Source organism: Rhizobium album (assembly GCF_003122325.1).
Lineage (GTDB): Bacteria > Pseudomonadota > Alphaproteobacteria > Rhizobiales > Rhizobiaceae > Metarhizobium > Metarhizobium album.
The window spans coordinates 285,797-300,154 of the sequence record NZ_QFBC01000001.1 but is presented as its reverse complement, the minus strand read 5'-3'; the positions used below and the strand labels follow the sequence as shown (position 1 = coordinate 300,154).

Sequence of the window (14,358 nt, the reverse complement as noted above, 5' to 3'; positions counted from 1 at the left end):
CAGAACATTTCATCAATTTGGTGCCTTATGGACAATATGACCTATGCGCAGGATTTCCTGCGTGAGAACCCGGATATCGAAGTTCTCGAAGCCTTCGTGATCGACGTCAACGGCGTGCCGCGCGGCAAATGGATCCCGCGCGAACGCGCCCTCGACGTGCTGACCAAGGGCATGGCGATCCCCCGTTCCGTCTATGCCCTCGACGTCTGGGGCCGCGACGTCAATACCGCCGGCCTTGCGGAAGGAACCGGCGACCCGGACGGTATCTGCTTCCCCGTTCCCGAAACCCTGTCGCGCGTCACCTGGCTCAACCGGCCGACGGCGCAGGTCATGCTCGCCATGCACAATGCCGATGGCAGCCGCTTCTTCGCCGATCCGCGCCAGACGCTGGCCGACGTGCTGGATCGCTACAAGAAAGTGGGGCTGACGCCCGTCGTCGCCACGGAGCTGGAATTCTACCTGATCGACCCGGTGCGCTCGGCGCTCGATCCGGTTCGTCCGCCGAATTCGCGCGAGGGCCGCTGGCATACCGGCCAGACGCAGGTCCTGTCGATCTCCGAGCTGCAGGATTTCGAGGAGGTGTTCCACGACATCTCGATCGCCTGCAAGGCGCAGAAGGTCGCCGCCGATACGACGCTGCGCGAAAACGGCCCCGGCCAGTATGAAATCAACCTCAACCACGTGCCGGATGCGCTGCAGGCGGCGGACTATGCCGTGCTGCTGAAACGCATCGTCAAGGGTGTGGCCCGCAAGCACGATCTCGACGCCACTTTCATGGCCAAGCCCTACGGCCGGCAGGCCGGCAGCGGCATGCACGTGCATTTCTCCGTTCTCGACGAAAACGGCCGCAACATCTATGTCGGCGAGGACGGGCCGGCCGATACGCTGATGCATTCCGTCGGCGGGCTTCTGGCCAACATGGGCGAGAGCATGGCGGTATTTGCGCCGCACGCCAATTCCTATCGCCGGCTGCGGCCGAGCGAACATGCGCCCACCTATGCCTCCTGGGGTTTCGACAACCGTTCCGCCGCCGTGCGCGTCATTACGGCCTCCAAGCCGGCGACCCGCATCGAGCACCGCGTCGCCGGCTCCGATACCAACCCCTATCTGGTGCTTGCCATGATCCTCAATGCGGCGCTGACCGGCATGAAGGAAAAGCTGCAGCCGGGCGGCGCCATCACCGGCGACGAGCACGCCATCAACCACGAACCGCTGCCGACCAACTGGGACTACGCCCTGCAGCGTTTCGCCAAATCCAGCTTCGCCTATGCAACGCTCGGCCAGAAATACCGCGCGCTCTACACCGCCTGCAAGCAGCAGGAGCTTTCGGAATTCTCGCTGCGCGTCACCGACGTCGAATATGACGCATATATCAGGATCGTCTGACATGACCGCCAAGCTTTCCTCCGCCAGCACCAACCCCGGCCACGCCGCTTCCTGGTATGCCGCAAGCGCCAGGGATCAGAAGATCCGGCCGATGCTCGAAGGCGAGATCGAGGCGGATGTCTGCATCATCGGCGCCGGCTTCACCGGCATATCCGCCGCCCTGGAACTGGTTGAGCGCGGCTATTCCGTCGCCGTGGTCGAGGCGGTGCGCATCGGCTTCGGCGCGTCGGGACGCAACGGCGGCCAGATCGTCAACGGCTACAGCCGCGACCTGGAGACCATCGCCGGGCGCTACGGCCGCGACAAGGCGGTGAAGCTCGGCGCCATGTCGCTGGAAGGCGGCGAGATCATCCGCGGCCGCATTGCCAAATACGCCATCGACTGCGACCTCGTGCATGGCGGCTTCTTCGCCGCCTTCACGCCGAAGCAAGTGCGCGAGATGGAGGCCCACAAGGCCCATTGGGAAAAGCACGGCCATGGCGGGCTGGAGATGGTCTCCAGGGCCGATGTCGGCACATACGTGAAGGCCGACCGCTATGTCGGCGGCATGATCGACAGGCTCGGCGGCCATATCCATCCGCTCGATCTCGTGCTCGGCGAAGCCGCCGCCGTGGAAAACCAAGGCGGCCGGATCTTCGAAAACTCCCGCGTCGAATCCGTCGGCATGGGCGCCCATCCAATCGTCCGCACCGAGCGCGGCGCGGTGAAGGCGAAATATGTGCTGGTGTGCGGCAATGCCTATCTCGGCAAGCTCTTGCCGCAGATCGGCGACCGGATGATGCCGGTTTCCAGCCAGGTGATGGCGACGGAACCGCTGCCGAAGGAGCTGATCGAAGGCCTGCTGCCGGCCAACTACTGCGTCGAGGACGCCAATTACGTGCTCGACTACTATCGCCGCACCGCCGACAACCGGCTGCTCTACGGCGGCGGCATCGGTTATGGCGGCCAGGACCCGGCAAACCTCACCGGCGTCATTCGCCCCAACATGCTGAAGACCTTCCCGCAGCTCGAAAACGTCAAGATCGACTATGCCTGGAGCGGCAATTTCGCGCTGACCCTGACGCGCATCCCGCATATGGGCCGGCTCGCCGACAATGTCTATTTCTCGCATGGCGACAGCGGCCACGGGGTCACCACCACGCATCTGCTCGGCAAGATCCTCGGCGAGGCGGTGGCCGGCCACGCGGAACGCTTCGACATATGGAGCTCGCTGCCAAACTACCCCTTCCCCGGCGGCAAGACATTCCGCGTGCCGCTGACCATGCTCGGCGCCTGGTGGTACGGCATGCGCGACAAGCTCGGCATCTGAACTCCCTTTCTCCCCAGCGGGGAGAAGGCGGCAGACGGCGCCCTTTCATTCCATAGGCAATCGGCCGTCGCTCGCCCTTGCTACTCCCCGGAATTACCCCTAGTTCAAGCAACAGGGATACGGGGTGGAGACTTCATGACCGCAGCGTTGAAATTGGCGCGCACGATAGCAACTGCGGCAATGGTTTCCGCTGCCTCTGTCGTGCTGTCCGCAACGGCCGCGCCGCGCGACATCACCATCGCCGAACTCTACGATTTCTGCCGCACGCCGGTCTTTGCCGAAGCGTTGCGCAAGGCGGAACGTTTCGGCTGGCCGCGCATGAGCGAGGCCAAGCTCGAAAACTGGCGCGCTTCGTTTCTCGATTATCTCGGCGGTCCGGTGGAGGTTTCCGGCTGGCAGCGGGGCGAGGACGGCAAATCCGACGCGCTGTCCTTCTGGATCGCCCACGGCGCCAACGGCCACCGTGCCTGCGTCTACGCCACCCATGACGGCCGGGCGCTGGAAAAGGCGCTGACGGAAACGTTCGGCGCGCCGGATATGGCAGAGGATTCGGAAATCTCCCGCTCCGCCATCTGGACGCGCGACGACGCCGAGATTTCCTTTATGAATGTCGGCACCGCGGCGCAGGTGAATATCTCGTCGCGGCCCTGAGGGCGCGTTCAGGCGTGCAGGGCAAGCCGGGGCCACCCTCTTCTCCCCGCCGGGGAGAAGAGGGAAAGCAGTGCCCGGCAGCTGATCAGTGCTGAATCATCTCATCGACGATCTGCTTGCCGTCGAGCGAGGCCGGATAATAGGTCGGCCAATTCGTCACCTCCTCCAGCAGGGCCGCGCGATCGTTGCCCGAATAGAGATGATAGTGATCGGCCTTCTCCGGCGCGATCTTGTGATCGCTGAACTGGATGAAGCCGGGCGCGTCGGCATCACCGTCGGTTTTCTTGAAAATGAAGCGCACGCCGCGATTTCCCTTCTTGTAGGTCAGGGTTTCGTTGCCGTCCGTAACATATTGTCCCGAAACCGATTTGCCCTGGCGCGTGAAGGTAATTTTGTCGCCGGCAATGACGATGCGATCGACATCGGTCTTATAGCCGGCCGTGTAATAGTCGCGGTATTCCGCCGCACTCTTGTCGCCGCTTTCCGCCTTGTGGGCCCAGACCGGCTCCAGCGTGCCGTCGGTCAGATAGGGATAGACCGACTGCCATTCCCCTTGCCAATCCGAAAGCGGCCGCGCCTTGATCTGATCGTCCTCGAAATAGCCGTGATAGACATCCTTGGCGTTTTCGGAATGCGTATGGTTGTGGGTCTTTTCCGACGCGGCGCTCGCTCCGTTCGTCGTCAAAGACACCGTTGCCAGTGCCAGAACGGCTCCCAGGACAAGACCGGCCCGCCGGCCACCAGACATCTTTTGCATCTTCACCTCGATGGTTGTCGGAAGGCGCATCTTCCAAGATTAGTAATGTAATACCATTACATTGATCGAGATAACGTCGATCACGCCCGCATGCAAGCCCTTTTTCGCATCGCTCGACGATTGGTTAGCTGCGCAGGCCCGGCGCCTCGTGGCCGGTGCGTTCGACATATTCCGTGTAGCCGCCGCCATATTGATGGATGCCATCCGGCGTCAGTTCCAGCACCCGGTTCGACAGGGCTGCGAGGAAATGCCGGTCGTGCGAGACGAACAGCATCGTGCCTTCATATTCCGACAGCGCCTTGATCAGCATTTCCTTGGTGTCGAGGTCGAGGTGGTTTGTGGGCTCGTCGAGCACCAGGAAATTCGGCGGATCGAACAGCATGCGCGCCATCACCAGCCGCGCCTTCTCGCCGCCGGAAAGCACCCGGCATTTCTTCTCGATGTCGTCGCCGGAAAAGCCGAAGCAGCCGGCGAGCGCCCGCAGCGGCGCCTGGCCCGCCTTCGGGAATGCTTCCTCCAGCCATTGCAGGATGGTGGCGTCGCCATCGAGCAGGTCCATCGAGTGCTGGGCGAAATAACCGAGCTTGACGCTGGCGCCGACCGTCACGGTGCCCTGGTCCGGCGCCGCCGTACCGGTGACGAGCTTCAGAAGCGTCGACTTGCCGGCGCCGTTGATGCCCATGATGCACCAGCGCTCCTTGCGGCGGACCATGAAGTCCAGCCCGGAATAGATGCTGCGGCTGCCATAGGCCTTGTGGACGTTCTTGATGTTGACCACGTCTTCGCCCGAGCGCGGCGCCGGCTGGAATTCGAAGGCGACCGTCTGACGCCGGCGCGGCGGCTCGACGCGGTCGATCTTCTCCAGCTTCTTGACGCGGCTCTGCACCTGCGCGGCATGCGAGGCGCGCGCCTTGAAACGCTCGATGAACTTGATTTCCTTGGCAAGCATCGCCTGCTGGCGCTCGAACTGCGCCTGCTGCTGCTTTTCGTTCTGCGCCCGCTGCTGTTCGTAGAAACCGTAGTCGCCGGAATAGACCGTCAGCGATCCGCCGTCGATTTCGATGATGCGGTTGACGATGCGGTTCATGAATTCGCGGTCGTGCGAAGTCATCAGAAGCGCGCCGTCATAACCCTTCAAAAACTGTTCCAGCCAGATCAGGCTTTCGAGATCGAGGTGGTTGCTCGGTTCGTCGAGCAGCATCACGTCCGGACGCATGAGAAGGATGCGGGCGAGCGCCACGCGCATCTTCCAGCCGCCGGACAGTTTTCCGACGTCGCCGTCCATCATTTCCTGGGTAAAGCTCAGGCCGTCCAGCACCTCGCGCGCCCGGCCTTCGAGGCCGTAGCCATCAAGCTCCTCGTAGCGCGCCTGCACTTCGCCATAGCGTTCGATGATCGCATCCATCTCGTCGAGGCGATCGGGATCGACCATGGCGGCTTCGAGCTCGCGCAGCTCGGCGGCGACGGTGCTGACCGGCCCGGCGCCGTCCATGACCGCGGCGACCGCGCTGCGGCCGGACATCTCGCCGACATCCTGGTCGAAATAGCCGATGGTGACGCCCTTGTCGACCGACACCTGGCCTTCGTCCGGCTGCTCCTCGCCGGTGATCATGCGGAACAGCGTCGTCTTGCCGGCGCCGTTCGGGCCGACGAGACCGATCTTCTCGCCCCTGTTGAGCGCCGCCGACGCCTCGATGAAGAGGATGCGGTGGCTGTTCTGCTTGCTGATGTTTTCGATGCGGATCATGTGTCTTCGGCGCCCGGGATTGTTGCGGCGCCCTTATGCCACGAGTCCCAGTCGATGTCGCAGCTTTTCCCGCCACTTTTGTTGCAGTGCGGCAACATGCGGCCGGTCACCTGACGGTGAGACGCCCCGGTTTTGCCGCAATCGAAATCTTCTCCCGCAAAATCCGGGTTTGGGAGTGAATCTTTCTATCATCCTCCGGATGCGCAGTCCCGGATGTCTCGCGCTGCTTTCCACCCGCAGCTATTTTCCGGAGCATCAGAGATTTAGCGAATTTTCCGCGGAGACATCCATGAAACGCCTTCTGCTTATCGGCGCCGCCCTGGCGACCCTCGCCGGCCCGGCTCTTGCCCAGTCGCCGACCACGATCCTCAACGCGTCCTACGACGTCGCCCGCGAGGTCTTCGCCGCCGAGAACGAGGCTTTCGTCAAGCAGCATCCGGGCGTCAAGGTCGACCAGTCGCATGCCGGCACCTCGAAGCAGGCCCGCGCCATCGTCGAGGGCCTCGAAGCCGACGTCGTGACCTTCAACCAGGTAACCGACATCGATTTCCTGGCGAAGAACGGTTTCGTCTCGCCCGACTGGCAGAAAAGCTTCCCCAACAACGCTTCGCCCTTCTATTCCTTCCCGTCCTTCCTGGTGCGCGCCGGCAATCCGAAGAACATCAAGGACTGGGGCGATCTGGCCCGTGACGACGTGAAGATCGTCTTCCCGAACCCGAAGACATCAGGCAACGCCCGCTACACCTATCTGGCAGCCACCGCCTACGCCAAGGAAGCCTTCGACAACGACGAAGCGAAGGTCGAGGAATTCGTCAAGAAGATCTTCGACAACGTGCCGGTGTTCGATACCGGCGGCCGTGCGGCGACGACGACTTTCGTCGAGCGCGAAATCGGCGACGTCATCATCACTTTCGAAGCGGAAACCCGGTCGATCGCCAAGGAATACGGCACCGACAAGTTCGAAAGCGTCGTGCCTTCGGTGAGCCTGCTGGCGGAATTCCCGGTCGCCATCGTCGACAAGGTGGCCGACAAGCGCGGTTCGCGCGACCTGGCCAAGAGCTACCTCGATTTCCTCTACACCGAGGAAGGCCAGCGCATCGCCGCCGAATTCGGCCACCGCGTCCATGATGAAAAGGTCGTTGCCGAATTCAAGGACAAATTCCCGGATATCCGGCTGGTGAAGGTGGACGACGTGTTCGGCGGCTGGAAGAAGATCCAGGAAGAACACTTCGCCTCCGGTGGCATCCTCGACAAGCTCTACGGCGAACGCTGAACCGTAAAGCCGATCGACAGAAACGGACCCCGGCGAGCAAAAACAGCGGGCGTGAAGAATTGGAAACCAGCCGTTATAGTCCACGTCATCCTCCGCCTGCGCCGATGATTTGCCAATATATCGTGAAATCAACGGGTTGCAGATGTTCGGGACAAGCCCGAGCATGACGGAAGAGAGGTTTACGGGCTTTGTCGGTAGCCTGACCCAGCGGCCAAAAGCGCGCTGGGTCTTTGACGTTTGAAAGACATGTGAGAAGGGAAACCCGTTGAAACGCAATGTCCTGCCGGGATTGCCGCTGTCGCTCGGCGTCACGCTGTTTTATGTCGGCCTGATCGTCGTGCTGCCGCTGGCGGCGCTCGTCTTCAAGGCCGCGAGCCTCGGGCCGCAGGATTACTGGGCGATCATTTCTTCGCCGCGCGCCGTGGCGAGCTACCGCGTCACCGCGCTCTCAGCGCTCGCCGCCACCGTCTTCAACCTGTTTTTCGGCCTGGCGCTCGCCTGGGTGCTGACACGCTACCGCTTCCCCGGCTGGCGTTTCGTCGACGCGCTCGTCGACCTGCCTTTCGCCTTGCCGACGGCTGTCGCCGGCATCGCGCTGACGGCGCTGTTTGCCAATAACGGCTGGTTCGGCTCGCTGCTTGCGCCGCTCGGCATCAAGGTCGCCTATACGCCGATCGGCATCATGATCGCCATGTGCTTCACCAGCCTGCCCTTCATCGTCCGCACCGTGCAGCCGGTGCTGGAGGATCTCGATCCGGCGCTCGAAGAGGCGGCGCAATCGCTCGGCGGCAGCGACTGGGCGATCTTCCGCAAGGTTATCCTGCCGCTGCTCACCCCTGCCCTGCTTGCCGGCCTCTCCCTGTCGTTCGCCCGCTCGCTCGGCGAATTCGGCGCCATCATCTTCATCGCCGGCAACAAGCCGATGGAGACGGAAATCACCGCGCTGCTCGTCTTCATCCGGCTGGAGGAATACGACTACCAGGCAGCCGCGGCGATCGCTTCCGTGCTGTTGATCACCGCCTTCGCGATGCTGGCGCTCACCAACCTGCTGCAGGCCCGCGCCCTGCGCTACACCATCCGGAACTGACCATGCAGCAGGCCAAATCGAAAAAACCGCCGCGCGTCGGCGATAGCCCGGCCGTTCGCCGCACGCTGATAACAGTCGTGCTGCTTTTCGGCGCGCTTCTGGTGCTGGCGCCGCTGATCGTCATCGGCGCGCAGGCGTTTTCGGAAGGGGTGAAGGTCTTCGCTGCCGCCATTGCCCATCCGGACACGCTGCATGCGATCCTTCTGACCGTGGTCACCGCCCTGATCGCCGTGCCGCTCAACACCGCTTTCGGCGTGGCCGCCGCCTGGTCGATCACCAAGTTCGATTTTCCCGGCCGGCGTTTCCTGCTCGTCGTCATCGAGATCCCCTTCTCGATCTCGCCGATCGTCGCCGGCGTCGCCTATCTGTTCGTCTACGGCCTGCAGGGCCTGTTCGGGCCGCTGCTCGGTGCCTACGACATCAAGATCCTGTTTGCGCTGCCGGGCATCATCCTCGCCTCGATGTTCGTCACCGCCCCCTTCGTCGCCCGCGAGCTCATTCCGTTGATGCAGGCGCAGGGGCGCGATCTGGAAGAGGCCGCCACCTCGCTCGGCGCTTCCGGCTGGCGCACCTTCTTTTCCGTGACGCTGCCGAACATCCGCTGGGCGATGCTCTACGGTATCATCCTGTGCAATGCGCGGGTGATGGGCGAGTTCGGCGCCGTCTCGGTCGTCTCCGGAAACATCCGCGGCCAGACCAACACGCTGCCGCTGCATATCGAACTGCTCTACCACGATTACCAGACGACCGGCGCCTTTGCCGCCGCCTCGATCCTGACGCTGATCGCCCTCGTCACCATCGTCGCCAAGGTGGCGCTGGAGCGCCGCGGCGCCGGCCGCCGCTCGCGCCGCCCGGCGCTTGTCGCCCCCGTTTCCAAAATTGCAGAGAAGACATCATGAAGATCCGCCTCGACAACGTCGTCAAGACCTTCGACACGTTTCGCGCCGTGCACGGCGTCTCGCTGGATATCGAAAGCGGCGAGCTGGTGGCGCTGCTCGGCCCGTCCGGCTCCGGCAAGACGACGATTCTGCGCATGGTCGCCGGGCTCGAATATTCCGATGGCGGCACCATCTATTTCGGCGAGAAGAACGCCACCAACATCCCGGTGCGCGACCGCGGCGTCGGTTTCGTCTTCCAGCATTACGCCCTCTTCCCGCATATGACGATCGGCGAAAATATCGCCTTCGGCATGAAGGTTTCGAAGGTCAGGCGGTCCCCCGATGCGATCGCGAAGCGGGTTCGCGACCTCTTGCGGCTGGTCAAGCTCGAAGGGCTGGAGGACCGCTTTCCGGCGCAGATTTCCGGCGGCCAGCGGCAGCGCGTGGCGCTGGCCCGTGCCTTGGCTGTCGACCCCAAGGTGCTGCTGCTCGACGAACCCTTCGGCGCGCTCGACGCCAATGTCCGCCGCGACCTGCGCCGCTGGCTGCGCGAGATCCATGCCGAACTCGGCATCACAACGCTGTTCGTCACCCACGACCAGGAAGAGGCGCTCGACCTCGCCGACCGCGTCGTCATCCTCAACGAAGGCAGGATCGTGCAGCAGGGCACGCCGAACGAGGTGTGCCGCGCGCCGAACTCGGCTTTCGTCATGCGTTTCCTCGGCGACACCAACACGCTTTCGACGACGGTCAGGGCCGGCAAGGCGCTGCTGCCCGCCGGTGAAATCGACGCCCCCGGTTGCGCGGACGGGCCGGCCGACGTCTATGTGCGGCCGAACGACCTCGACTGGGCGCTTGATGGCGCCGGCATTCCCGCCAGCGTCCGCCAGGTGCTCGACCGCCCCGGCAACCGCCGCGTCATCGCCGCCACCGACCAGGGCGACGCGCTGGAATTCGACGTGGCGCCGGAAACCGAGGTCAGGGCCGGCGACCGCGGCATGGTCCGCATCCGCCGGGCGCGCGTCTTTCCAGCCGGCTGACACATGATCCGCACCGGTTGCGATCGTGAGGCAATCGGGGCAGAATGCTGCCGGAGAGGCAGCAGGGTCAACGGATGCCGATACTGACGGGCACATGTCATTGCGGCAAGGCGAGCTGGACGCTGGAGGGCGATCCGGGCTCGATCACTGCATGCAACTGCACGCTCTGCCGGCGCTACGGCACCCTGTGGGCCTATGATTACGAAGGCGAACGCATCGCCCTCAACGGCGAGACAGCCTCATACACCCGTTCCGGCCCGGAGCGGTCGTCGCTCGAAATCCTGTTCTGCCCGTCCTGCGCCTGTGTGCTGAGTTGGCGCGGCCTGCGCCTCGACCAGGAAGGTCGGCGACGGATGGCGGTCAATGTGCGGCTTGCGCCGCCGGAACGCGTCGAAGACCTGCCCATCGATCATTTCGACGGGCTCGACACGTTTGAAGACCTGCCGTCCCAAGGGCGCTGTGTGCGTGATCTCTGGTTTTGACCGCCGCATAGGCCGGTCGCGAGAATGCCGCCTGTCGATTTCAGCCGAGCTTTAGGCGGTGGCGCATTACCTTTGACTACTTGATGGTTTCCATCTCGCTTCGCGTGACGGGAGCCATCGAGTTACCCTGGCAAAAACTCGACCGCCGGGCTCGCCCAAGCGGCTTCTCCACATCGCTCAGCGTCACGAACAACGGCGGATAGAGATGGTCGACCCCCTGGCGATAAGAGAGGCCGCTGACCTCATATTTGAACAGCGACCGCTTAACCGTCTTGCCGATGGTACAGTACCAGGCTCCGGAAGCGATTTCACAGTTTCCGGGCGCACAATCAGGCAAGGGTCGCCCGTGTCAGACCGCGGGAGCAACCTTCTCCGCTTCGGCGCGAACCTCGTCTCCGAAAAGCAGCATCGTCGGGATATCGCGGCTTGCCGCCGCCTTCAGCGCCGCCGGCAGGTCGGCATAATGCGCCAGCACCTCGGCATGCCAGCCATAGGCCTCGCCGATCGCCAGGAGGTCCGGGGTGTAGATATCGACGCCCAGCGGCGGGATGTTCTGCGAGACCATGTAGGACTTGATCTCGCCGTAGCCGTTGTTGTTGTGCAGCATCAGGATCACCGGCGTCTTCGCCTCGGTTGCCGAGGCCAGCTCGGCGACGGAGAACTGCAGGCCGCCGTCGCCGACCAGCGAGACCACCGGCCGGCCGGGCTGGCCGACCTTGGCGCCGATGGCCGCCGGCAGGCCGTAACCCAGCGTGCCGTAGCCGGTCGCCGAGTTGAAATAGCTGCCCGGCTGCGCCGAACGGAAGCCGAGATTGCCGGCATAGACCAGCTGGGTGGAATCGCCGACGATCAGCACATCCGCAAGCGTGTCGCGGATGGTGGCCAGCATGGCGAGATCGCCGCGCATCGCCGGCGTCAGGTCGGCGGGTGCCTTGGCGATGGCGGCGGCGGTACGCGCGGCACCGTCATGGTTGCCGTCCGGCAAGGCTGCCAGCAGCGCCTCGGCGCAGGCGCCGGCATCGCCGACGATGCCGATTTCGGCGGCGCGGGTGCGCATGATCTGCTTCGGATCGATATCGACGCGGATCAGCGTGCCGGGAATGTGGAAGAAGCCGTCCTCGTACATGTCGTAATCGGTCGAGCCGAACTCGGTGCCGATGGCGAGTACCACGTCGGCCGCCTCGATGACCGTACGCGACGAGGCGCAGCTCGGCGACAACGGCACGGTGAGCGGATGTCCGGGAGGCAGGATGCCGCGGCCGTTGGTGCTGGAGATGACGGGGGCATCCAGCTTTTCCGCCAGCGCCCGCACCTTGCCCGCCGCCTTGATCGCGCCGCCGCCGACGAGGATGACCGGCGCCCTGGCACCTTCCAGCGCCTTTGCCGCCGCAGCGATTGCCACGGCATCGCCGGCGGGCCGCGACAGGCGCGTCACCTTTTCCGGCACCGGCAGGTGGCCGGCATCGGCGAGCATGACGTTGATCGGCAGCTCGATGTGGACGGGGCGCGGCCGCTCGCTGTCGAAGACGGCGAAGGCGCGGGCGAGAACCAGCGCCAGCTCTTCCGGCCGGTTGACGGTGTAGCTGAAGGCGGAAACCTGGCTCATCAGCGCCTGCTGGTTCGGCAGTTCGTGCAGCCAGCCGTCGCCGGACCCCATGCGGCCGTGCTGGTTGACGGTGGAGATCACCAGCATCGGCACCGAATCGCCGTAGGCCTGGCCCATGGCCGTGGCGATATTGGTCATGCCCGGACCGGTGATGATGAAGCAGACGCCCGGCTTGCCGGTGGCGCGGGCATACCCGTCGGCCATGAAGCCGGCGCCCTGTTCGTGACGCGGCGTCACATGGCGGACCGCGCTGCCGGCAAGGCCGCGGTAAAGCTCCACCGTGTGCACGCCGGGAATGCCGAAGACCGTGTCCACACCATAGGTTTCCAGCAATTTCGTCAGATACATGCCCGTGCTGATCACGCCTGTCTCCCCGCGCGTCGTTATTTGTTATACAGTTGTATATTAAGTCCGCCATGGGCGGCGCAAGCGAAATCTCAGCCTTTGCGCGAAAGCATGGCGGTGACGACCGTCTTTGCCAGGATGACGGCGATGACGATGGCGATCAGCACCACGGAAATCGCCGCGATCGCCGGATCGATATTGTCACGCAGGCCCATCCACATCATGCGCGGCAGGGTGATGGCGTTGACCGAGGTAACGAACAGCGTCACGCCGATTTCTTCCCAGGACAACACGAAGGACAAGAACAGCGCCGTCAGGATGCCGAAGCGGATGTTCGGCAGGATGACCTTGAAGATGCGGGTGCGAATACCGGCGCCGAAACCGCGGGCGGCGAGATCGATGCGGCGGTCCACCTGCGACAGGGCAACCGTAATCAGCACCACGGCGAATGGCGCAATCATCACCGCATGGGCGACGGCGACGCCGATCCAGGTGTCGTAACCGACGAGATCGTTGACCTTCGACAGGCCGATCAGGAAGAAGTAGAGGGTGATCGCCGACACAACCGGCGGCGCCACCATCGGCAGCAGCACGAAACCGAGCAGGATATTGGCGAACCACGGCCGGAACATCCAGATGCCGAGGCTGAACATCAGCGCCAGCGTGGTGGAGATGACCGAACTCAGGATGCCGATACGGATCGAGAGCCAGATGCTCTGCAGCCAGGCCGGATTGTCGAGAAGCGCCTGGTAATGGCGCAACGACCATTCGCCTGATGGCATGGCGAGGAAGCGGGTCGGCGTAAAGGACACCGGTATGACCGCGATCAGCGGCAGCAGCAGAAACAGTGCGACCAGCGAGGCGAGTATGACGGCGACGGGCGTGGGTTTCGACATGGCCGGTCACCGCAGCATGGATTTGGGGCGCGCATAACGCATCATCAGCGCCAGCAGGCCGGCGACGATCAGCATCAAAATGACGCTCATGGCGGCGCCCAGGCCCCAGTCGGGGCTCTGGAACAGCCGGAGATAGATGAGTTCGGCGATCATGACGCTGCGGCCGCCGCCGAGGATGGCGGGGGTGATGAAGAAGCCGAGCGCGAAGACGAAGACGATGATGCCGGCGCCGAGCACGCCCGGCAACGTCATCGGCACGAAGATCGCCCAGAAGGTGCGCAGCCGCGTCGCCCCCATGCCGCGGGCGGCCATCAGCACCCGCTCGTCGAGGCTGCGCATGGCCGAGGCGATCGGGAAGACGGCGAAAGGAATGAGGAAATGCGTCATGCCGAGCACGACGCCGAATTCGTTGCGCACCAGCGTCAGCGGCTCGGAGATGATGCCGATCTGCTGCAGCCAGGTGTTGATCAGGCCGCGATTGGTCAGCAGCGCCACCCAGCCGAAGGCGCGCGTCAGGATGGAGATCCAGAAGGGAATGAGGATGCAGATCTCCATGGCCAGCCGCTGCATCGGCGTGCCGCGCACCCAGATGTAAGCGATGCAATAGGCGGCGGCGATGGAGAGGATGGTGACGATCAGGCAGATGCGGAAGGTACGGATGAACACCGAGATAATCAGCGGATCGGAGACCGCCTTGACATATTGCCCGACGCCGGGCTCCGGCAGGGTGACGCTCCACTGCATGACGCCGAGGAAGGGCACGAAATAGGCAAGGCACAGGAACAGCACCAGCGGGCCGAACAGCAGGGCCGGTTTCATCCTCTCACTCATCGTCGGTTCTCCTCGGTTATAGCTGGTGGCGCAAGGGATTCCCCCTCACCCTGGCCCTCTCCCCGAGGGG

General features: G+C 63.8%; 13 protein-coding genes. 8 read left to right on the top strand and 5 right to left on the bottom strand.

The window, feature by feature from the left end:
* Nucleotides 1-27 precede the first annotated feature (27 nt).
* The 3 genes from DEM27_RS01450 to DEM27_RS01440 all read left to right on the top strand — a co-directional run bounded on the left by DEM27_RS01450 (nt 28) and on the right by DEM27_RS01440 (nt 3,346).
* The gene (locus tag DEM27_RS01450) at nt 28-1,386 is read left to right on the top strand and encodes a glutamine synthetase family protein (protein ID WP_109456403.1); all 1,359 of its coding nucleotides are present in this window, start codon (nt 28-30) and stop codon (nt 1,384-1,386) included.
* A 1-nt stretch (nt 1,387) separates the two neighbouring features.
* Nucleotides 1,388-2,695 (top strand): NAD(P)/FAD-dependent oxidoreductase, encoded by a 1,308-nt coding sequence (locus DEM27_RS01445; RefSeq protein WP_165823321.1) that lies wholly within the window; start codon nt 1,388-1,390, stop codon nt 2,693-2,695.
* A gap of 135 nt (nt 2,696-2,830) precedes the next feature.
* The gene (locus DEM27_RS01440) at nt 2,831-3,346 is read left to right on the top strand and encodes a hypothetical protein (RefSeq protein ID WP_128755415.1); all 516 of its coding nucleotides are present in this window, start codon (nt 2,831-2,833) and stop codon (nt 3,344-3,346) included.
* A gap of 85 nt (nt 3,347-3,431) precedes the next feature.
* On the opposite strand, the gene DEM27_RS01435 is transcribed toward DEM27_RS01440, so the two are convergent.
* Both DEM27_RS01435 and DEM27_RS01430 read right to left on the bottom strand, forming a co-directional pair.
* A complete protein-coding gene (locus tag DEM27_RS01435; RefSeq protein WP_109456902.1) occupies nt 3,432-4,103 on the bottom strand; it encodes a ZinT family metal-binding protein in 672 nt (223 codons plus the stop codon).
* A 124-nt stretch (nt 4,104-4,227) separates the two neighbouring features.
* Nucleotides 4,228-5,850 (bottom strand): ABC-F family ATP-binding cassette domain-containing protein, encoded by a 1,623-nt coding sequence (locus tag DEM27_RS01430; protein WP_109456400.1) that lies wholly within the window; start codon nt 5,848-5,850, stop codon nt 4,228-4,230.
* Nucleotides 5,851-6,139: 289 nt separating this feature from the next.
* Between DEM27_RS01430 and cysP the strand changes: the two genes are divergently transcribed.
* The 5 genes from cysP (at nt 6,140) to DEM27_RS01405 (ending at nt 10,610) form a co-directional block, all read left to right on the top strand.
* Nucleotides 6,140-7,123: a thiosulfate ABC transporter substrate-binding protein CysP gene (cysP, locus tag DEM27_RS01425; protein ID WP_109456399.1), complete on the top strand. Its 984-nt coding sequence runs from the start codon at nt 6,140-6,142 to the stop codon at nt 7,121-7,123.
* 265 nt (nt 7,124-7,388) lie between these two features.
* The gene (gene cysT, locus DEM27_RS01420) at nt 7,389-8,210 is read left to right on the top strand and encodes a sulfate ABC transporter permease subunit CysT (protein WP_109456398.1); all 822 of its coding nucleotides are present in this window, start codon (nt 7,389-7,391) and stop codon (nt 8,208-8,210) included.
* Between the two features lie 2 nt (nt 8,211-8,212).
* Nucleotides 8,213-9,109 (top strand): sulfate ABC transporter permease subunit CysW, encoded by an 897-nt coding sequence (cysW, locus tag DEM27_RS01415; protein WP_109456397.1) that lies wholly within the window; start codon nt 8,213-8,215, stop codon nt 9,107-9,109.
* The gene (locus DEM27_RS01410; protein ID WP_109456396.1) at nt 9,106-10,128 is read left to right on the top strand and encodes a sulfate/molybdate ABC transporter ATP-binding protein; all 1,023 of its coding nucleotides are present in this window, start codon (nt 9,106-9,108) and stop codon (nt 10,126-10,128) included. Before cysW ends, DEM27_RS01410 begins: the two co-directional genes overlap by 4 nt.
* A gap of 80 nt (nt 10,129-10,208) precedes the next feature.
* A complete protein-coding gene (locus DEM27_RS01405) occupies nt 10,209-10,610 on the top strand; it encodes a GFA family protein (RefSeq protein ID WP_109456901.1) in 402 nt (133 codons plus the stop codon).
* Between the two features lie 349 nt (nt 10,611-10,959).
* On the opposite strand, the gene DEM27_RS01395 is transcribed toward DEM27_RS01405, so the two are convergent.
* The 3 genes from DEM27_RS01395 to DEM27_RS01385 all read right to left on the bottom strand — a co-directional run bounded on the left by DEM27_RS01395 (nt 10,960) and on the right by DEM27_RS01385 (nt 14,288).
* Nucleotides 10,960-12,564 carry a 5-guanidino-2-oxopentanoate decarboxylase gene (locus DEM27_RS01395; protein ID WP_205908859.1) on the bottom strand — a complete coding sequence of 535 codons (1,605 nt, stop codon included), beginning with the start codon at nt 12,562-12,564 and terminating at the stop codon, nt 10,960-10,962.
* 89 nt (nt 12,565-12,653) lie between these two features.
* Complete coding sequence (locus DEM27_RS01390; RefSeq protein WP_109456393.1) at nt 12,654-13,457, bottom strand: ABC transporter permease; 804 nt, start codon at nt 13,455-13,457, stop codon at nt 12,654-12,656.
* Nucleotides 13,458-13,463: 6 nt separating this feature from the next.
* A complete protein-coding gene (locus DEM27_RS01385; RefSeq protein WP_165823320.1) occupies nt 13,464-14,288 on the bottom strand; it encodes an ABC transporter permease in 825 nt (274 codons plus the stop codon).
* Nucleotides 14,289-14,358 lie beyond the last annotated feature (70 nt).

What these genes read in the sequence shown, in the direction of transcription:
- DEM27_RS01450 (WP_109456403.1), top strand. Translation starts at nt 28, where the DNA reads ATGGACAATATGACCTATGCGCAGGATTTCCTGCGTGAGAACCCGGAT.
- DEM27_RS01445 (WP_165823321.1), top strand. Translation starts at nt 1,388, where the DNA reads ATGACCGCCAAGCTTTCCTCCGCCAGCACCAACCCCGGCCACGCCGCT.
- DEM27_RS01390 (WP_109456393.1), bottom strand. Translation starts at nt 13,457, where the DNA reads ATGTCGAAACCCACGCCCGTCGCCGTCATACTCGCCTCGCTGGTCGCA.
- DEM27_RS01430 (WP_109456400.1), bottom strand. Translation starts at nt 5,850, where the DNA reads ATGATCCGCATCGAAAACATCAGCAAGCAGAACAGCCACCGCATCCTC.
- DEM27_RS01410 (WP_109456396.1), top strand. Translation starts at nt 9,106, where the DNA reads ATGAAGATCCGCCTCGACAACGTCGTCAAGACCTTCGACACGTTTCGC.
- cysP (WP_109456399.1), top strand. Translation starts at nt 6,140, where the DNA reads ATGAAACGCCTTCTGCTTATCGGCGCCGCCCTGGCGACCCTCGCCGGC.
- DEM27_RS01435 (WP_109456902.1), bottom strand. Translation starts at nt 4,103, where the DNA reads ATGCAAAAGATGTCTGGTGGCCGGCGGGCCGGTCTTGTCCTGGGAGCC.
- DEM27_RS01440 (WP_128755415.1), top strand. Translation starts at nt 2,831, where the DNA reads ATGACCGCAGCGTTGAAATTGGCGCGCACGATAGCAACTGCGGCAATG.
- DEM27_RS01385 (WP_165823320.1), bottom strand. Translation starts at nt 14,288, where the DNA reads ATGAGTGAGAGGATGAAACCGGCCCTGCTGTTCGGCCCGCTGGTGCTG.
- cysW (WP_109456397.1), top strand. Translation starts at nt 8,213, where the DNA reads ATGCAGCAGGCCAAATCGAAAAAACCGCCGCGCGTCGGCGATAGCCCG.
- DEM27_RS01395 (WP_205908859.1), bottom strand. Translation starts at nt 12,564, where the DNA reads ATGTATCTGACGAAATTGCTGGAAACCTATGGTGTGGACACGGTCTTC.